The sequence below is a fragment of the Streptomyces sp. IBSNAI002 genome, assembly GCF_052244475.1.
GTDB lineage: Bacteria > Actinomycetota > Actinomycetes > Streptomycetales > Streptomycetaceae > Streptomyces.
This window is the reverse complement of record NZ_JBQPXG010000002.1, coordinates 59,073-76,915: the sequence shown is the minus strand read 5'-3', so window position 1 is coordinate 76,915 and position 17,843 is coordinate 59,073. Positions and strand designations below refer to the sequence as shown.

The window sequence follows — 17,843 nt, the reverse complement described above, 5'->3', positions numbered from 1 at the left end:
CCGCAGCCTTGTCCCGCCGGTTCTGCACCAGGATGTCGAGGACGTTGCCGTCGGCATTTACGGCACGCCGCAAGTACTTCTGCACTCCGCAGATCTTGATGAAGACCTCGTCGAGGCGCCACTTGTCGCCTGGCTGCGGGTGCCTGCGGCGCAGGGCGTTGGCGTAGGTCTGGCCGAACTTCAGGCACCGCCGCCGCACTGTCTCGCAGGAGACGACGATGCCGCGCTCGAGCATCATCTCCTCCACCCCACGGAAGGAGAGCGGGAAACGGAAGTACAGCCACACACCTCACCGGACACGGACAACCCCAAGATCATCCCAGACCCCCGAACAAGGTGACAGTGCCCTGTGTTCAACCCGAACGGCGGAACTACTTCCCCCGGACGCGCGCCTTCCACCCTCTGCGCGTGCCGTGTGGCCCCCTCAATGGAACCGTTGCCCCGTGTCTACCTCGCATCCGATCGTTTCAGGTGTGGTACGCAAGGCAGCCTTCCGTGTGTTGCCTCTGCTCGGCGCACTGGCGACGATGAACTTCCTCGACCGTGCCAACGTTGGGTTCGCGGCTCTGCGGATGAATGCTGACATCGGTCTGAGCGCAACTGCGTTCGGGCTGGGCGCGGGCCTGTTCTTCATCGGCTATTTCTTCTTCGAGGTGCCGAGCAACCTCTTCCTCCACCGGTTCGGTGCCCGGCGCTGGATCGCACGCATTGCTCTGACCTGGGGAGTCATCGCCAGCTGCCAGGCCTTTGTCGACAGCCCCGTAGCCTTCTTCATCGTGCGGTTCCTGCTGGGGGCCGCTGAAGCGGGCTTCTTCCCCGGAATGGTCCTGTATCTGACCTATTGGTTCCCCCGCCGCCACCGCGCCCGCATAATGTCGCTGCTGCTCCTTGCGCTCCCCGCAGCCTCGGTCATCGGCGCCCCGGTCTCCACCTTGATCATGGAACACGGGCAGGGGTTTCTCGGCTTCGACGCCGGCTGGCGCACTATGTTCTTCCTGGAAGGACTGCCATCCATTCTGCTCGCCATCGCCTGCTGGGTCTTCTTGCCGGACCGGCCGGATACCGCGAACTGGCTGTCCCCTGAGGAACGTCAGACGCTGGCGGACAGCATCAAGACGGAAGACCGTCGATGGGTCCCCGACCCCCCGGGACTGCGCCGCAGCCTCCGTGATGCCCGTGTCCTGCTGCTGTGCGCCGTCTACTTCGGCGTCGTGTACGGGCTCTACGCCCTGACCTTCTTCCTTCCGCAGGTCATCGCCGGATTCGAGGGCGGCTTCGGCACCAAGCTCAGCCTCGTGGAAGTCGGCCTCGTGACGGCCATCCCCTCTGTCTGTGGTGCAGTAGCCATGCTCTGGAACGCCCGGCGCTCCGACCGCACGGGGGAGCGGGTGTTCCACCTCGCCGTGCCTTCGTTCGTCGGCGCTGTGGGCGTGGCGTGCTCGCTGTACCTGCAGTCGCCCTACTTGGCGGTCATTGGGCTCTCTCTCTGTACTGCCGGGGTGCTGGCCGCCCTTCCGGTGTTCTGGCAAGTGCCGGCCGGCTTCCTCGGCGGGGTCGGCGCGGCAGGAGGCTTCGCCCTCATCAACTCCTGCGGCAACCTCAGCGGATTCGTCGCGCCGTTCGTGACCGGCTGGCTCAAAGACGGCACAGGCGACTTCCATGCCGGCATGTGGACGGTTGCTGCATGCATGACCATGGCAGCCGTCCTCACTGTCGTGTTCAGGCGTCTCCTTGTCGGAGGTGGCGATGGACCTTGACCGCGGGTCTTGGACACCGGAGACAATTGGATCTTGATGGTCCAGGAGAACGGAGTCCCAGCGGGGAAGCACTACCCCACCGGTTGCTGCCACCAACTACGTGACAGTAACCCACAACGCCACTGTTCTGACTAACCGTCAGCCGACTGCACGTGTGACAGTCGGCTCACGCGCCGTCAATGACACTCGATATTAGCGTTTCGGGTCAAACTTGCCCAGACCGGTCCTCAAATTTTGGATTCGGTGTGGCCACCCGGACGAATTCGCCATCACGGATGGGATGACAACGCTGATGTTCCAGTGGGTCTACGTTCTGCCGATTTGGTTGATGCCCATCGTCTTTGTAGGCGCTTTCGCCGCCTTCGGCGCGGCCGGCCTGTGGGCTGGCAGGTCTCTGGCCCGGCGCCTTTTCGGTGAGGAGCGCCACTGGGCTGAGGTGATCTCCCTCACCCTCCACCTCGCGACAATTTTCTACAGTCTGTTGCTCGCTCTGCTAGCCGTCGCGGCATATGAGGGCTACAGCGAGACACAACGTGCCGTTTCCCGCGAAGCCGCGACACTAGGTGTCCTGTACCGGGACATCTCCGGTTTCCCCGAGCCGGTCCGGTCCAATCTTCAGGAGGAACTGAGGGACTACACACGCTACGTCGTGGACGAGGCCTGGCCTCAGCAGCAGAGGGGCATCGTCCCACGGGAGGGTGTGGCCCGGACGACAGAATTCCAGAACACGCTGCTTACATACCGGCCCACTGAAGGCGAGCGAGCCCTTACTGAAGCTACGATCGCTCAGTTCAACGAGTTCGCCGATGCGCGGCGTGCCAGGCTCGATGCAGTAACCGACCGGCTTCCTGATCTACTCTGGGCAGTTCTGACCGTGGGCATCCTGATCAGTATCGCCCTCGTCTGGTTCCTCCCCGTCGAGAGTGTCAAAGCGCATCTGTTTCTCGCGGTGGCCTACGCATTGCTCAGCAGCCTGGTCCTGGCGCTTGTCGTCGCCATGGACAACCCATTCCGGGGAGCGTTCAGCGTTTCCTCTGAGGACTTCGAGTTGCTGCTGCGGACGCTGATGGCGCCCAACTTCCAGCAGTGAACAGGGTGCTGTCACGTTGTCGGTGGCGGGTTGGGATGATCTTCGGGTTGTCCGTCTGGGGAGGGGGCCGAGCATGTCGTCCCGGGTGCCGTCGTACGCGAACCACCGGTACCACGGCCGAGGTCATCTCGCACTGCGTGTGTCTGTACTTCCGCTTCCCCCTTTCCCGTGAAGTGGAGGAGATGATGTTCGAGCGCGGCATCGTCGTCTCCCACGAGACGGTCCGGCTGTGGTGTCTGAAGTGCGGGCAAACGTACGCCAACGCGCTGCGCCGCAGGCGCCTGCGGCCCGGCGACAAACGGCACTGGTCGGCGGCGGTGCACTGGTGGCAGAGGCCGTGGCTATGCGGCCGTTCGTGGACGCCGCAGCGACGGCAGTTGCCCCGGGCCGCGTGGTCCTGGCCGTAGCAGGACCGGCAAAGAGGGGTGCCGTCGGCCGCGTGTCCGTCGACGCGCTTGGCCCCGCCGCAGGTGCCGCAGGGCTTGGGGCGGTAGGAGCATCGCCGGCACATCGGCCCACCGTCGGCTGTCCGTGCGTTGACCCGGCGGACGTTCCCGCACTTCACGTACTGTCCCGTCGTCTTCCGTAGCCGTCCCGCGCAGGTCTCGCACCGGGGATGGTCGCGCGTGGCGAAGAAGCACGGCCGCAGCTGACCGCAGAGCGAGCAGACAGCGCCGGGAAGCGTGGAGCAGCGTTGGCAGAGCTGTTCGCCGCTGGTGCGGCTGATGATCAGTGCGATGCGTCCGCAGCGGGAGCACGGTTCATGGTTGAGCACGTCCTTCCGGGTGCACTGGGTGCAAAGCGGCTCGTCGTCAGGATTGCGCGAGGTGATCACCGCGGTTTGCCCGCAGTGCGAGCACTCCTTCGCCCGCAGGACGTCGAAGCAGCGCCGGCAGCAGCGCAGGCGATTGTGGGAGAACGGCAGCGATACCATCCGGTCGCAGAACGGACAGGCCGGGACAATGACCGCAGTAGATCCGGCGGCAGCAGGGTCGCGGGCTGGACAACGCTGTCGGTGTGGACGAAGCCCGCTTGTGCCCCGTCGAGTGCGCCCGCAAGGTCGGGTGGGCGCCAGGGCACGGCCTCCTGAAGACCGGTGACCGCCATTCCACACAACACCCAGCGCCCTGACAACGCGCCACCCGGCACCCCGACAGGCGATGGCGAGGTCGGCTGGTGGCAGTGCACCGCGCTGCTGCGGATGGGTGACGGCGAGCAGGTCAGCGGCACGGTCGCCGTTCTCCCGGTCCACCGAGCGCGACGCCCGTCTCTGGGGGCGGGACCACAAGGCCGAGTGCGCCCCGGAGTTGTGCGGCTACGTCGCCGAAGCAATGGACAGCACACCGACGCCAACCTGACGCCCGCTGCCCGGGGCCTGGCCGTCCCGGGGCCGTGCACGTCGGCATCGTGTCGCGGGTTCCCTCCTCCTCCCCGCACGCGCGCAATCCCTTGAAGCGGTACCAGGGCCGGGTGCGCCGTGGAGGGGCCGAGCGGGTGGCGCGGTGGCATCTTTTGCAAACGATGCGCAACCGTTCCGCCGTTGGGCATGTCCCACTATGCGGGAGCAATCAACTCCAATGGCGACCTGGGGGAAATATGCAGTTCACCCGTTCCGTCCTTACCACCACCGCATTCGCCGCCCTGGCCCTGGCGGCCACGACCGCTCTGGCGGCGCCCGCGACCGCCGCGCCCAACACCACGCCGCAGAAGGTCTGCGGAAGCGCCTACAAGACCGTGAACTCGGCAGCCATCGGCTCGCTGGGCACCGTCTACCTGACGTACAACGCCTCGACCGGCAAGAACTGCGTCGCGACCATCCGCAACAACCCGGGTGCGGCCGTGGACATGGCCCTCTGGATCGAGGTCAACGCAACCTCGGAGCGGGGCGAGGACTACGGCCGGTACACGTCGTACGCGGGCCCGGCCTACGTGTACGGCAAGGGCCACTGCGTCGACTGGGGCGGGGGCATCAGCAACGTGCACGTGCAGGTGTACAACTCCAACTGTGGTTCTCTCAAGGAGCACCGGGTCACCGAGGTCCGCTGACCCGATCTCCTCCTGACCGCGACGTTCTGTGCCGTCGTGCAGTCGTCGGGGCAAAGTCTGCGACCCGACGGCTGCACGGGAACCACCGTGGTGCGACTCGCCCCGGCAGACTCTCCGAGTTCTGCCGGGGCCGCATACGGCAAGATCGTTTCACGGTCCGCAATGGGCCGGTCCGCGGACGACCCGACCCGACCCGACCCGGCCCGGGTCGGGTCGGGTTGGTCCGGTTCGGGCCGGGTCACACGGCCGTCAGCGGAGCAGCGCACCGCGGACCGTGATGCCGTGACGCGTTCGCAGTCGGCGCAGTTCCCACATCGCTACGAGGGTGACCGACAGCGGTGCTCCCAGTACGAACGCCAGCCGGGCCCCGAGCGGCACGCTGTCATAGGTGCCCCGGAACAGGTCCAGGAGGGCGACCTCCCAGACGAGGAGCATCGCGAGCAGGGGCGGCACCGTCTCATGGAGGTCTGCCGTACGGAAGACACGGACCAGGGACTGCGCGATGCCGTAGAGGGCGAAGGGGGCGCCCACCCCCGTCGGGCCGTTTCGGCGGGGTCGAAGCGGCGCGGGAACGGTTCGGCGGACAGGTCCCTGCACAGGCCTCGGGCACGGCCCGGACCTGTAGACGCCTACCGTGCAGGCGTGCCTCGAGGTAGGCGGCGAAGAGGGCGTTCAACGCGGCCCGGTCGCACGAGGTGGTCTCGGAGAGATCCACCACCGTCAACGGCCACTCGGCAGCCGCTGCACACAGCACACTGCGCAGCCCGGCCGCGTCCGCGGGGCCCACGTACCCACGGACCGCGATCCGCATCGCGGACATTGAAGCTCCGCTGGTGATCGTCAGCTGCACCAGAACCACCTCCCGACCCGAACCAGACGTCCCCTAAATAGTAGATACGTCAACATTTCACCCAGCAATCGTTCTTCTCGTCAGAGGCATCCGCCCCCCAGGACCTTCGCCCCGAGACGCTGTCTGCCGCGCTATGCGGGGACTCGTTTCTGGGCTGGAGTCCCCCGCAGCCGACGCGATACCCGGTCCGTCACCCACGGTCGCGTCCTCGGGGCGGTGTAAAGCTCGACGAGGGGTTGCGTGGGGTTGGTGTCATGCGGCCTTGCTGAAAGAAGCGCGGGCCGGGGGTGCGGGGTGGATCACGTCTGCCTCGGTGGGGTGGAGCAGGTCGCGGCGCGGGACAGGACGTCGAAGGCCAGGCTGACGCAGCGGCTCTCGCCGGAAAGCGGCCGATGAGGCGCTGATCACGTTGACAGGCTCCGATGAAAGCACGAGGTCAGAGCCAGCCCAGGGACCCGAACACGATCAGACACACGGCATCGAAGGCGAGGACCGCCGAAACGACCAGGGCCTTGGTCCGGACCCTGGGAAGGTCGTGCACCACTACCACCGCGATGAAGAAGGGGACGTATCCCAGCAGCGCGATCATGACCGGGAACTTCGCCTGCCACCAGCTCCAGTCCCATGTGAGCACGCCCGCCCGGTTCAGCAGGATCTCAACTCCCACGCAGGCGAGCGAGTTGACCATGACGAACACCGGCCTATTGGGCATCCCCAGAATGCGCGTGCCCTTGGGGGGCAGCAGTTTGGCGGCAGCGACCCCCATCACCGCGAACATGAAGGAGATCTCGATGTTGAGGCCAATCAGGATCTGGTACGCGCTCGGCCCGCTCGCCCCCCAGACCGGTGCCCGGTCGGTGAAGTGGAAGACGAGCGCGTTCCAGATCTCGTTGAACCAGTCCACTCCCCAAAGCGCGAGGCCGGCGAAAAAGACATCCCAGTTCCTGCGCTCCACCTCGTTCGCGTAGACGTAGATGACCAGGAGCAGAAGGGGTATGACGTACCACTGGAACTGGTCCGGATCCCGTAGGTGCAGCAAGGCGTCCCGGGCATGTTCGGTCATGACGTTCCCCTCGACGAGCGATGCGGAAGTCACGGCAGTCGCCGCTACTCGGCGGTAACTATGTGCAACGCGTCACTCGTCGTCAAGGGGTGCGTCGGCGGCGACGAACGTCTTGCCTGCGTCCTCGTCGTACCTATCGGGCGTCCAGGGAGAGATCGAGCGCCGCGATCCTCATCGTCTGCCTGGTGACGACGACATCGGTGGTCGTGAAACGCCGCGTGCCGAGTTCACGAGCCACGAACGCGCGCACATCCGAAGGTTGCTGTTCGAGCGTCAGCCGTGTCGTGGGCGGAATCTCGACGGCTCCGGTGTAGGCGCGAGGGGTTTCGTCCAGACCGGCGGCTCGGGGGATCTGCCGCAGTGCGTCGACTGTGTGCAGGACCAGTTCCAGGCTCGCCCCGCTCGCGAAGCGCACCGTCAGTGGCGTCGCACCCGAAGCCACGTGAAATCCGTCGACGTCCGCCACGTAGTCGGCTTCAGCTCCTGCGTATGAGGGCGCCGCGGGGGCCAGGGTATCCGAGGACCGGTCCTCGGGCGGATTGGCCATCAGGGGGCGCTGCAGCGGTTGGTCGGTGGGCACGAACGTCCAGCTCGAGGCGGCCAGGTCCTTCGTCCAGAACCCGGTCCGTCCGTCCTGCAGACCTTCGACCCGCAGTTGGCGTGACAGCGGGCCGGGCCCGGTCTTGTGTATGGAGATGCGGTCGGATATCTGGCCGGGAACTTTCGGCTGGCGCTTCCACTCCTGTGCCGGCAACTGGACTGCGGCGTATCGGTGGTTGATGTACGCGGACAGCAGATCTGGTGCGGCGGGGAGTCCGCGCTGGTCCTCGTACGAGTAGCGGAAGAAGACCGTGTTGGCGCCAGACATGTCGAAGTCGTACTGGCGCGTGTACAGATCCCCGAAGCGGTTCGTCACGAAGACAGTCGATCCACTGGCCGAGAGTTTCACGGCCTGGAAGCGGCCTCCCAGCGGACTCCTTACCTCGTAACTGTGGTCGTTCGGCAGCCATGGGTCCATGTACACGATCCTGCTGCCGTCGCCGGTAAGCGCGTAGACCTGGCTGACTTTGGCAGGTTCGATGTGGTGGTCGTTGCCGAAGCCGTCGCGCCAGCGCTGGTCCTCCCGAGCCGAGATGACCGACCACGACCAGTCGATCGCATTCGGCGGCAACCGGTGCCCGCCGCCCAACCACAGCGGCGTTCCGTAGCGGCTGGTCCAGTTCCACATCCGAGGTGACGTCAGAGCGTGGTCCATCGTGTACAGTGCGCCCGCCCTGTTGGTGGCGAGCAGTTCGTCGTCATCCACCGAGATGCCGGCAACCTGGCCGTTGAGACAGTCGGGCAGCGGTACCACCCTCCATCCACCCTGCTGGTCGCGTGGCTTCACGTAGATGCGACCGTCGATGAGGGCGAAGGCCCAGATCCTGTTGAAACTCGCCTGGGTGCTCCGGAAGTGCACGTCATCCGGTAGATCAGCCTTGAGCGGCGCGGCGGGCAGTTCCGCGAGCCCGGCGGTCCCGCCGCTCGGCATGTCGGCCAGTCCCGCGGTGCCGAAGGGGACGCAGGCCAGCGCCTGCTGGGCAGCCACCGCCACCGGCGCGGTTGCCACCGCACCGGTGGCAAGGAGGGAGAGGGCAAGAGGAGTGATGCACCATCTCCACGAATTCGCGGTCAAAACGTCCTCCAATCCTGCGCACCGCATCCGGCGCGCACAGTGAGTGCAGCTGCCCACCTCGGTGCCCCGTCGCGGCGCATAGCCGCGCTGATCCGAGCTGACCGGAACTGCTGAGTGAGGAACTGATCCTGGCGGCCCAAGACCTCCGGCGCACCCACTCCATGTCACCGCTCAAGGATGAGTGGCTGGATTTCGGCTGCCGTCGATACGTCGTGTGGCGTTGATGCCCGTATGAGCTCGTAACAGGGTCATGAACGGGCGGTTCTCGAGCCGTCGCTAGCAGATGAGGCTGCAGGCGAGGGAGATGAGGGCGTCGTGGGGCCTTGTCACGTTGTCGGTGATGCCGTTGCCTGATGATGCGTCAGGACATGGCGGGGCGCGGTCTGGCCTGCCACTCAGACCGTGGCGGGCAGGCCGGCGTCGGTGATCTGGTTCCAGATGGTGAAGCGGACCTCATTCCGAACCGGTGGAGGCTGGCTGTCATGAGGTGTCGGTGGGGCCGGAAGTGGGGTGAGATCCCGGTGAACGCGGACAGGAACCGCTGCGCTCCGCCGACGGTGCGGGAGCCCTTTATCGCGCGTTCGCGTTGCCTGGTGGGCTGGTGGAAGTTCTCGGCCCGCTTGTTGATCCCTTTGTGGGAGCGGTGCTCGACCGAGGGCATCACTTCACGGTGCGCAGCCGTGTAGGACCGGAGCTTGTCCGTGATGATCACCCGGGGAACCTGCCCGTCGGTGCTGAGGAGCCGGCGGAAGAAGCGCCTGGCCCCGGCCTCGTCCTGCCGTTCTGCACCAGGATGTCGAGCACGTTTCCGTCCTGATCCACGGCCCGCCACAGGTACTTCTCGACCCCGACAACCTTGACGAAGACCTCGTCGAGGTGCCATTCATCGCCTGGCCTGGGGCGCCTGCGGCGCAGCGCGTTGGCGTACGTCTGGCCGAACTGCAGACACCACCGGCGGTCTCCTGGGAGACGACGATGCCGCGCTCGAGCATCATCTTCTCCACCTCACCGAAGGAGAGCGGTAAGCGGAGGTACAGCCACACGCAGTGCGAAAGGACCTCTACCGGGTAGCGGTGATTCGCGTACGACCGCACCTCGGACGACACGAGCGGCCCCCTCCCCAGACGGACACTCACACCGGCGTCAGGCGATATGGCACAGAGGTGCGGAGCCTGTGTGGCAGACCGCGGCTGTGGGAGCGTGCGTGGGCGTGCCGTTTCTGGTGATGCGTCCGGGTCTGCCGTGATGTGGTCGCCTGCCGCGACGATGATCGTGATGTCTGGCGCGGTACGGGTTTTCCAGTGATCCGTGACGGCATCTGCGGACGCGGTGTGCGCGCCGGTGATCACCAGTGCCACGGTCGTGGTGGCCGCAAGGACCCATCAGTTCTTGATCGGCATGGCGAATCCCTTTCCCGGTGCCGCTTGATGAGACCGTCCTACATCATCCCGTTGACTCGACCGGCATCCCGTCCGACGCCACTGACCGGCGGGAATGAATCCCAAGATGATCGTTGACCCCACGTCAGCGCGGGGGAGGGGTACCTCACTCTCTCGGATCGAAGCCTTCGGCTTTGGGGATAGGCCGGACCGTCCCCGGTGCGTCGTCGGCGTACGATCCCCTTTCCCGCACATGGATCGAGGCCTCGCGGTCGAGGAACCATGTGGCCGATGAGGGCGGGCGGGTCGTGGTGAGGGCGCGGACCCGGGGAGAGCCCCCTTCTTGCCCGGTGTACGGGGTGGCGTCGGGGCAGGTGCACGGGTATCACTGGCGGACGGTGGCCGATGTGCCGGTCGACGGCCGGCGGGTGGTGCTCCGAGTACGGGTGCGGCGTTTGGTGTGTCCTACGCGCGGGTGCCGCCAGACCTTCCGCGAGCAGGTGCCCGGGGTGTTGGAGCGCTGTCAGCTGCGCACTCCCTGTCTGGCCAGGCAGGTCAAGGCGGGGGTGAAGGAGTTGGCGGGCCGGGCGGGAGTACGGTTGCTGGCGGCACTGGCCTTTAGCCTGTCCCGTCACACGGTGTCGCCGTACAAGTGAACGTGGCTCTGGCAAGATTTTCGTAGACGGAGATCATCTCGGTGGCATGGTCGGCCGGTCCGCAAGGCGGGCAGCCTGCCACTGTGCTCTGTCGAACTGGCGAGTCTGTTAACGCAGTTGTCTGCTGTGCTGGTGGTCGAGGAGACCACTGGGGACGCCCCACCCCGCAAGCCATCCACCCTGGATCCCTACCTCGAGTACCTGCGACAACGCTGGGACGAAGGACAGCACAGCGCGAAGATCCTGCACGAAGAACTGCAGGCCAAGGGTTACCTCGGCCACTACCAGCGCGTGAAAATGGCCGTCGCGCCACTCCGGCGGGGCCTGCCCATCGACGAGCCACGCGAGCGACCACCCTCACCTCGCGAAGCGGCCCGCTGGATCACCACCCACCCGCGCCACCGCAACCCGCACATCAACGAACGCCTGCCCCGGCTACTCGAACACCGCCCCGAACTCAGGCTCACCCACGACCTGGTCCGCCGCTTCGCCACCATGCTCGACAACCGGGACGCCGTACCCCTGCCAGGCTGGCTCGTAGACCTCGCCAACAGCGGTCTGGCCCCACTCGCCGGCCTCGCCGGAGCCCTGCATGAAGACCGGCACGCCGTCGCGCAGGCGGCATCACCACCCCTCACAACTCCGGGGTCAACGAAGGCCGCATCACCGACGTCAAGCTCCAGAAACGGATCTTGGCCGGGCCTGCTGGCGTCCCACTCCTCCGCCACCGCGTCGTCCTAATGGCCCACCTTCGCCGCCGCGATGCGGACCTGCCGACCATGCCACCGAGATGATCTCCGTCTACGAAAATCTTGCCAGAACCACTCGACGAAGTACGCCGACAGCCATGGCCCCAGCTGACAGGATTGGCCTGATACGGCAGCCGTAGATCTGGTGTTATCGCAGGTCATGGCACTTGCAGGCTTCGCTGTGGGCGTGGGTGCGGCCACCCCGATCATGAAGCCTTATGACGAGACATCATGAGACGGTGGCCGCGGCGGCGCGGAAGCCGTGCAGGGGTGGGCGGGTGTCTTCGGGGCTGCGATGGGAGCCATCGCGGACTGCTTCGAGCGGTGTCAACCCCGTCAAGCCGCGGCCGAGCTGACGTCGGGCCTGTTGATGGAGCTGGAGACCCGCAGTTGCTGGACATTGGCCGAGTCTGCGGGTCACCGGAGTCCGGACCGGTTCCAGCACCTGCTGGCGCGGGCGAAGTTCGACCACGAGTCGGCCCGCAGGAAGATCGCCGAGCAGGCGTGCACCTTGCCGACGAGGAGATCGTGCTGGTCGTGGACGAGATCGGGGACGAGAAGGCGTCCGAGTACGCGGTCGGGGCGGCCCACCAGTAATCCGGGGCGATCGGCGGCACGGCGAAGTGCCAGGTCGCGGTGCATCCTCGCAGCAGTGACCGCGAGGATGCGGGTGATGATCGACCGGAGGCTCTACCCTGCCCCAGGGATGGGCGGCCGACGACGAGCGCCGTGAACTTCCCCGTGTACCTGAGGAGTTGGAGTTCTCGACGAAACCGGACCAGGCAGTCGTCATGGTGCGCGACGCCCTCGATGCTGGCGTCCGGGCCGGCTGATTCGCCGGTGACGAGGTCGACGCAAGCCGAGCTCTGAGGCACAGCATGCGTGAGATGGGGCTGGGCCATACGGTCGCGGTCAAGCAGAACCAGAATGGTCACCCTGCGCTCCGGCCTGCGTCTCGAGGCCCGGAAGGCGATCAACGCACTCACGGCCGGGAACTGGCTGCGCATGGCCACCGGCCAGGGCGGGAAGAGGACCCGCGAGTACTACTGGTCCATGATCGACATCTGCCCGGACGTTACTCCGGAAGGACACGAGCCCGGGACGTCCGCACTGATCGTTCGCAGGCATCGTTACACCCACGAGACATCGTTCTACCTCTGCCACCACCCACAGCCTTTCACGCTCGCGAAGCTGATCGAGGTGATTTGCCGCCGCTGGGGGTCGAGAAAGCGTTTCAGCTGGGAAAGTCCTTCGTCGGTCTCGATCAGGGCTTGGTGACCTGCTGGAACTCATTGCACGGCTGGTCACTGTTCTCCATGATCGCCGCGATCGTCCTCACACTGACCCGCGCCGCCACTACAGCCCGCACCGCACCCGACTGGCCCCCCGACCTGACCCCGGTCTCCTGCCCCGAACTCCTCAAGCTGCTCCGCGCCTCAGCCCTGCCACGCTCGGCCCGCGACAGTGACCACGTGGTGTTCTGGACCGCCTGGCGACTCCACCACCAAGCCGTCGCCCAAGCCTGACCAGGGACAACACAACGGCAGCACGATCTACGGCTGCCGTAACTTCGCGCGGTGGCGGGCGTCTTGCGGAAGCGCCCAGCACGCGTGGCGGTGCCCCGGACCACCAAGCTGCCCCAGCGCGCGCAGCACAGCGGCCTCGGTACGCAGTGCACGGGGCCGAGATGGGGCCTCAAGAGTTATTAACATCCAGCGCGACATAATAGGTCGAGTCGGCCGTGGGATTTTCCTGCGCCGTATCTGTGCAGACCGCCGTCACGAGATAGGGAAGGCCCGGCTGCGGGTCGACGATCTTTGCCTCGGCCAGCCACCCGTTACCAGAATCATGCACATTTAGCACATCCACGGAACCAAAAGCAGGCGAGGAAAGGCTCTTGAGTTGGTGCGTTATCGATCCACTGCAAATGCCCTCGACGTACACATTCTCGCCCACTTTCGCCGGCCCCTGCTCCACAGTGAGGTTCTGCGTGCGAGAATGCGTGATATTGCGAAAATACCGAGCATCCTCGATGAACAGATTGTGTTCTACGGGATTGGCGACAACCTCAACGTCACCTTGACTGCTAAAGGTCGGAACAGAGCCATCGTTGGTGAACGAAATCTCTGCAGAACCGCTTACTCCACCCTGCTGGGAGATTACTTGCAGCTGCACGCCGCTGTTGGCTGTAGGGCCGGTCAAGGCCACCTCCTTCTTTCCTCCGGACCCCAAGAACATCCCCTGCTGGGGATTATTATCTCCAGATCCCGCACTGCCGCCATTAATGCTCGTCACATTTTGGAATTTCGTCGCAAACGTCGTCGAGTTATAGATGTCCCACGCCTGACCGTCCGTTGAATCTTTACGGCCGTCGGACCCGGCTCGAGGTTTAGCAGCCGACGTAGTGGTCGCGTCCTTGGACGCGTTCAATTCCGTGGCAGCAGAAGCGGCTCCAACTCCGGTGGTGCAGACTACCGCGCCTGCAAGGAGGAGAGATGCGATCGAAGCAGTTTTTGCCTTCATGTTCCAGCTCCATATGAATGGGTGACCGCAAGTCCGCGGTGTGCTTTTACTCGATGCTGCCCGAACCCTCCTCAGCCGGGAATCCACTGATCAGTGGACCGCCACGTGGACACCATGCTCATCCGGCTGGCGGGCGGACCGGATTGCGGAGCCGGAGGCCCGTGGGGCACCACTACAGTGGCCCGGTCCGAGTCCGCCGCTCCGGAGAACCGCACTCCGGCGGCCGCGGACCGTACCCACAGCGCTGCCGAGCATGAAAATCACCATCGCGCGGCGCTGCTTTTCCCCTTCAACCCAGGCAGCCAGTGACGGTCGGCCTGGCCCATTCGGTGACTACGAAGATGTAGAACCAGGGGAAATCGCTGACCGTTCACACTCAAGAACCATCGTTGAATTTACGGACCCGAGGCCTACGCGCGGTCCGTGTAGGAGACGTCGTAGTGGACGACTCCGTCAGTTCCGGTCGTCGTGGTGATCGTGGCCTTGAGCCCGCCTGTGTTCTTAGCCGTCATCCAGCCCTTATTGTCGGTGACAGTGAAGCCGAAAGGATTCGTCTGGCCAAAGCCGCCCTCGGTCCAATTGACGGTGGACAGGGGGGCGGTGCCGACGTGGTAAGGGACGGAGTAGGAGTCGCTCTGCCCATAGTGGATAAGGCTCGCGGGCCCGTAACCATCGAACTGGCCGGACTTGCTCGCTACGGCCATGTCGGCCTGACTGGAAACAAGATTGTTGTGGACGGTTACCGTGTAAGGGCCTTCGGGCACGCTACCGGCGTCGTTGATCTGTATGCTGCCCGGGGCGCCCACGTGCCCTTCAATGGGAAGGCCGGCCGTGTTCGACACCGTGGCACTGATCTCATTGCTGCTGCTGTCGTCGAGGGTGAAGTGGATCCGACCGTCCTGAGCATTTCCGTCCTGCGTGTCGAACTCCAGGACGACTTTGATGTCTTCTGCGAACTTGTAGACCTGCTCGAAGTGCATTGTCATACCAGGTTTGATTTCCCCCCTCGGGGGGCCGGGGTACTCGATATCGCCGTCATAGCTGGTGTCACGGGTCGCTATCCAACCGACGTACTTGACGGGAACGTCGGAATTATTCGTGAAGTCCCAGCCTTTGGTCGCTAGGGGGGCGGGTTTCACAGCCGCTGAGAGGACGGGCCCGGTGGTGGCTGCCATGGCGGGCGTCATGCCGATTCCACTGATTGCCGCTGCCGTGGCGATTCCGGCGATGATGTGGTGAGTTGTGCGCATAGTTTTCCTCTTGGCAGAGTCGTTTTCCTGAAGCCTCTTGCTATCCATGCTCAAACCGTGCGTCGTGGTGGGCGGGGGCGCATCCTCCGATCGGTGCTCGGGCAGGTTGATGCGGCACTCCTGGCTGCGGGCCAGGGCTGTTTCAAAGTCCCGATGGTGTCAACGGCCTCGTAGTGCGGCTCTGATCCGCTTGTTGTCGAGCGATGACGTACCGTCGCGACCGCGTTGATCGTTGATGATTCGTGTGGCTGAGGTTGTTCCGGTTTGGCGGACATCCGGACTGCGGGCGCGGTTTCGCGCGGCTGCACAGTCGCTACTGCAGCACCCTGGCCGATGTTGCTGCCGGTGGGCGTCCGGTGCTGATCGAACTGTCCGTGCGGCGGTTGTTCTGTGACGGCCCGGGCAGCGGCCGGCGGACTTTCGCCGAGCAGGTCGAGGGGCTGACCCGGCGCTACCGGCGCCGCAGCCCGCTGCTGCAGCATCTGGTGGAGATGGCCGGCGTCCTCCTCGCCGGCCGAGGTGGTTCCCGGTTGCTGCGGATTCTGAACGTGCCGCCGTCGCGGACCAGCGTGCTGTTCCACTTGATGCGCGTGCCGCTTCCGTCAGCCGCGACGCCGCGGGTCCTGGGCGTGGACGACTTCGCGCTGTATGCGGACGTCTACGGCACCCTGCTGGTGGATGCCGAGACCCGGTTGCCGATCGAGCTGTGGCAGGGGCGCGACGCGGAGCAGTTGGCGGCCTGGCTGCGGGCGCACCCTGGCGTTGAGGTCGTCTGTCGGGACGGTTCGCTGGTCTATCGCCAGGGCACTAGCGAAGGTGCGCCGGACGCGGTGCAGGTCAGCTACCGCTTTCACCTGTGGCAGGGGCTCTGAAGCGGGTGGGGACATCGCAGCCGCCCACCGCGGCTGTCTTCCCGCTGCAGCGCCCGAGCCCGAAGTCGCGCCGTCACGCGCTGAGCCCTGTGGGAGCCTCGGACCAGGCCGATACCCCGGCCCGACGTCACGCGAAGCGGCTGTTCGAAGTGGTGCACGCCGTGAGCGGCCCCAGCCGGTCGCTCAGTGCCATCGCCCGCGAGCTGGGCTTGAACCGGCGCACCGTGAGCAAGTACGTCCGAGCAGCCACCTGGCAGGAATGCGTACGAACCCGGCGGCCCCGCCGCCCGACTACCCTCGACCCTTACCTGGACTACCTGCAGCGACGCTGGGAGAAGGGCGAGCACAACGCCACAGTGCTGCACCAAGAACTCGTCGCCAAGGGCTACCGCGCCCACTACCAGCGGATCAAGATGGCCGTCGCACCGCCGGGTCGAGGCCTGCCGATCGACACACCGCGCGAGCGGCCGCCATCGCCCCGCCAAGTCGCCCGATGGATCACCACCACACCTGCCGACACAGCCTGCACGCCTCCGAGGGACTCCGCCGGCTGTTCGAGCACTGCCCGGAACTGACTGCACCCACGATCTGGTACGCCAGTTCGCAGCCATGCTCGAAACCCGCGACGCCGCCCCGCTACCAGCCTGGCTCGAACACCTCACGCAATCACGCCTCCTGCCCCTGGCAGGCCTGGCCAGCGCCATCCGGGAGGACCAGCCCGCCGTCGTGCAGGGCATCACTACCTCGTTCAGCTCCGGCGTCAACGAAGGCCGCATCACCGACGTCAAGCTCCAGAAGCGGATCATGGCCGGCCGTGCCAGAGTCCCGCTGCGCCGCCACCGCGTCATCCACAGGGCCGTACTCCGACGCCACTACCCATGACGGAGCGTCACCGGCGCACGGTGGCACACCCCAGCTTCACGAAAATCTTGCCAGGGGCGAGCGTGACGAGCACGTCGATCCCCATCTCGTGGCGGCCTGGGATGCGGATCTGCCGTGTCCGGCCCGCGTCCCGGACCGACCGCGTCAACATCCCCTCGAACACTGGGAGTTCACTGTCGTGGTCGAGCCAGGAGGAGCGGTGGGTGAGCCGGTGGTGGACCCGGTCCCACGCCTGGGTTTCGGCCTTGCCGTAGTTGGTGGTGTCGGTGACGGTGGTGATCGCGGTCTCGGGCCAGGTCTCCGGCTTGGTGAAGCGGAACTCCGGCCCGTGCTTGGGCGGCCGGCCGTTGACTCCGTGCATCCGCGGTGGTTTCGGCAGACGCATGACACGGGCGGAGCGGACCCGGCCGACCAGTTCGACCGGCAGGTCGCGCAGGACCCAGGCCAGGCGGGTCACGTCGTAGCCGGCGTCCATGACGATCACCATGGCCGGGTCTCCGGCCCGCCACTGGCCTGCGGAGCCGCTCGACGACACCCCTCACCTGGGCTGCAGTGATCGCGGTCGTGTCGTCGCAGGTCCCAGCCGGACCGCATCCAGGATCGGAGTCCAGGACGTGGAACCACGCCCCAGCACGGCAACAAAGGAGTAGGGCCAGCCCGGAATGAACTGCGAGGCCGTGTTCGCACGGCCGTAGACGTGGCCGCTCCGCTGAGCACGGCGCGTCCAGCAGGGACCGCAGGCGGCCGACGTCGATCCGGCCCTGGTTCAGGCCGCCGTACATCGCTCCGTTCCCACGACGACTCGGGCAGCAGCGTCAAGTCCACCGGGGACTTCACGGCACCGTCCGCACACAGCACCGCGTCCGCCGGCTCGAACAACTCGTCACGCTGGGCGGTCAGGCACCCGCAGAACTCGCCCCGGAAGCGTGACGCTTCCGCGAACGCCTCCCGCCCGACTGCACACTCATCCTCACGGCCTTCGTCATGGTCACGTGCACCTTGGTCGGAGCACATGATCAGACGAAGGCCGCCCCCACATCCGGAAACCCCC

Annotated in this window: 15 protein-coding genes and 5 pseudogenes; 11 read left to right on the top strand and 9 right to left on the bottom strand. The window is 65.8% G+C overall.

Going from position 1 to position 17,843, the window contains the following annotated elements; translation table 11 throughout:
- Position 1: 1 nt before the first annotated feature.
- A pseudogene (locus tag ACTVZO_RS00570) lies at positions 2–286 on the bottom strand (IS6 family transposase); the annotation flags it as partial.
- 157 nt (positions 287–443) lie between these two features.
- Here ACTVZO_RS00570 and ACTVZO_RS00565 point away from each other — a divergent pair.
- The 4 genes and pseudogenes from ACTVZO_RS00565 (at position 444) to ACTVZO_RS00550 (ending at position 4,893) form a co-directional block, all read left to right on the top strand.
- Complete coding sequence (locus ACTVZO_RS00565) at positions 444–1,757, top strand: MFS transporter (RefSeq protein ID WP_443296381.1); 1,314 nt, start codon at positions 444–446, stop codon at positions 1,755–1,757.
- 280 nt (positions 1,758–2,037) lie between these two features.
- Complete coding sequence (locus ACTVZO_RS00560) at positions 2,038–2,847, top strand: bestrophin-like domain (protein ID WP_443296379.1); 810 nt, start codon at positions 2,038–2,040, stop codon at positions 2,845–2,847.
- 73 nt (positions 2,848–2,920) lie between these two features.
- Positions 2,921–3,152, top strand: a pseudogene (locus ACTVZO_RS00555) (IS6 family transposase); the annotation flags it as partial.
- A gap of 1,291 nt (positions 3,153–4,443) precedes the next feature.
- Complete coding sequence (locus ACTVZO_RS00550) at positions 4,444–4,893, top strand: spore-associated protein (protein WP_443296378.1); 450 nt, start codon at positions 4,444–4,446, stop codon at positions 4,891–4,893.
- Positions 4,894–5,142: 249 nt separating this feature from the next.
- Here the strand turns inward: ACTVZO_RS00550 and ACTVZO_RS00545 are convergent, their stop codons facing one another.
- The 5 genes and pseudogenes from ACTVZO_RS00545 to ACTVZO_RS00525 form a co-directional block, all read right to left on the bottom strand.
- Positions 5,143–5,424: a hypothetical protein gene (locus ACTVZO_RS00545; RefSeq protein WP_443303422.1), complete on the bottom strand. Its 282-nt coding sequence runs from the start codon at positions 5,422–5,424 to the stop codon at positions 5,143–5,145.
- On the bottom strand, positions 5,351–5,704 hold the full coding sequence (locus ACTVZO_RS00540; RefSeq protein ID WP_443303007.1) for an STAS domain-containing protein: 354 nt from the start codon (positions 5,702–5,704) through the stop codon (positions 5,351–5,353). The genes ACTVZO_RS00545 and ACTVZO_RS00540 overlap by 74 nt, the downstream gene beginning before the upstream one ends.
- A 475-nt stretch (positions 5,705–6,179) precedes the next feature.
- Entirely contained in the window at positions 6,180–6,806 is a 627-nt protein-coding gene (locus ACTVZO_RS00535) for a hypothetical protein (protein WP_443296377.1), read from the bottom strand.
- Between the two features lie 133 nt (positions 6,807–6,939).
- Positions 6,940–8,415: a hypothetical protein gene (locus ACTVZO_RS00530; RefSeq protein WP_443296376.1), complete on the bottom strand. Its 1,476-nt coding sequence runs from the start codon at positions 8,413–8,415 to the stop codon at positions 6,940–6,942.
- 461 nt (positions 8,416–8,876) lie between these two features.
- A pseudogene (locus ACTVZO_RS00525) lies at positions 8,877–9,587 on the bottom strand (IS6 family transposase).
- A gap of 530 nt (positions 9,588–10,117) precedes the next feature.
- Between ACTVZO_RS00525 and ACTVZO_RS00520 the strand changes: the two are divergent.
- From ACTVZO_RS00520 to ACTVZO_RS00505, 4 genes and pseudogenes are all read left to right on the top strand, one after another.
- Positions 10,118–10,498, top strand: a pseudogene (locus ACTVZO_RS00520) (transposase family protein); the annotation flags it as partial.
- A gap of 135 nt (positions 10,499–10,633) precedes the next feature.
- Positions 10,634–11,257 carry a hypothetical protein gene (locus ACTVZO_RS00515; protein ID WP_443296375.1) on the top strand — a complete coding sequence of 208 codons (624 nt, stop codon included), beginning with the start codon at positions 10,634–10,636 and terminating at the stop codon, positions 11,255–11,257.
- A 935-nt stretch (positions 11,258–12,192) separates the two neighbouring features.
- Complete coding sequence (locus ACTVZO_RS00510) at positions 12,193–12,543, top strand: hypothetical protein (RefSeq protein ID WP_443296374.1); 351 nt, start codon at positions 12,193–12,195, stop codon at positions 12,541–12,543.
- A gap of 38 nt (positions 12,544–12,581) precedes the next feature.
- The gene (locus tag ACTVZO_RS00505) at positions 12,582–12,791 is read left to right on the top strand and encodes a hypothetical protein (RefSeq protein WP_443296373.1); all 210 of its coding nucleotides are present in this window, start codon (positions 12,582–12,584) and stop codon (positions 12,789–12,791) included.
- A gap of 169 nt (positions 12,792–12,960) precedes the next feature.
- On the opposite strand, the gene ACTVZO_RS00500 is transcribed toward ACTVZO_RS00505, so the two are convergent.
- Positions 12,961–13,788, bottom strand: a complete 828-nt coding sequence (locus ACTVZO_RS00500; protein WP_443296372.1) for a hypothetical protein — start codon at positions 13,786–13,788, stop codon at positions 12,961–12,963.
- Positions 13,789–14,198: 410 nt separating this feature from the next.
- The gene (locus ACTVZO_RS00495) at positions 14,199–15,086 is read right to left on the bottom strand and encodes a hypothetical protein (RefSeq protein ID WP_443296371.1); all 888 of its coding nucleotides are present in this window, start codon (positions 15,084–15,086) and stop codon (positions 14,199–14,201) included.
- Between the two features lie 308 nt (positions 15,087–15,394).
- On the opposite strand from ACTVZO_RS00495, the gene ACTVZO_RS00490 reads away from it, so the two are divergent.
- The 3 genes from ACTVZO_RS00490 (at position 15,395) to ACTVZO_RS00480 (ending at position 16,792) form a co-directional block, all read left to right on the top strand.
- Positions 15,395–15,910: a transposase gene (locus ACTVZO_RS00490; protein WP_443296370.1), complete on the top strand. Its 516-nt coding sequence runs from the start codon at positions 15,395–15,397 to the stop codon at positions 15,908–15,910.
- Positions 15,911–16,071: 161 nt separating this feature from the next.
- On the top strand, positions 16,072–16,485 hold the full coding sequence (locus ACTVZO_RS00485) for a hypothetical protein (protein WP_443296369.1): 414 nt from the start codon (positions 16,072–16,074) through the stop codon (positions 16,483–16,485).
- Between the two features lie 34 nt (positions 16,486–16,519).
- The gene (locus ACTVZO_RS00480) at positions 16,520–16,792 is read left to right on the top strand and encodes a hypothetical protein (RefSeq protein WP_443296368.1); all 273 of its coding nucleotides are present in this window, start codon (positions 16,520–16,522) and stop codon (positions 16,790–16,792) included.
- Positions 16,793–16,931: 139 nt separating this feature from the next.
- On the opposite strand, the pseudogene ACTVZO_RS00475 reads toward ACTVZO_RS00480, so the two are convergent.
- A pseudogene (locus tag ACTVZO_RS00475) lies at positions 16,932–17,806 on the bottom strand (transposase); the annotation flags it as partial.
- Positions 17,807–17,843 lie beyond the last annotated feature (37 nt).

What these genes read in the sequence shown, in the direction of transcription:
- ACTVZO_RS00510 (WP_443296374.1), top strand. Translation starts at nt 12,193, where the DNA reads ATGGTCACCCTGCGCTCCGGCCTGCGTCTCGAGGCCCGGAAGGCGATC.
- ACTVZO_RS00550 (WP_443296378.1), top strand. Translation starts at nt 4,444, where the DNA reads ATGCAGTTCACCCGTTCCGTCCTTACCACCACCGCATTCGCCGCCCTG.
- ACTVZO_RS00500 (WP_443296372.1), bottom strand. Translation starts at nt 13,788, where the DNA reads ATGAAGGCAAAAACTGCTTCGATCGCATCTCTCCTCCTTGCAGGCGCG.
- ACTVZO_RS00535 (WP_443296377.1), bottom strand. Translation starts at nt 6,806, where the DNA reads ATGACCGAACATGCCCGGGACGCCTTGCTGCACCTACGGGATCCGGAC.
- ACTVZO_RS00495 (WP_443296371.1), bottom strand. Translation starts at nt 15,086, where the DNA reads ATGGATAGCAAGAGGCTTCAGGAAAACGACTCTGCCAAGAGGAAAACT.
- ACTVZO_RS00540 (WP_443303007.1), bottom strand. Translation starts at nt 5,704, where the DNA reads ATGCGGATCGCGGTCCGTGGGTACGTGGGCCCCGCGGACGCGGCCGGG.
- ACTVZO_RS00480 (WP_443296368.1), top strand. Translation starts at nt 16,520, where the DNA reads ATGCTCGAAACCCGCGACGCCGCCCCGCTACCAGCCTGGCTCGAACAC.
- ACTVZO_RS00560 (WP_443296379.1), top strand. Translation starts at nt 2,038, where the DNA reads ATGACAACGCTGATGTTCCAGTGGGTCTACGTTCTGCCGATTTGGTTG.
- ACTVZO_RS00505 (WP_443296373.1), top strand. Translation starts at nt 12,582, where the DNA reads ATGATCGCCGCGATCGTCCTCACACTGACCCGCGCCGCCACTACAGCC.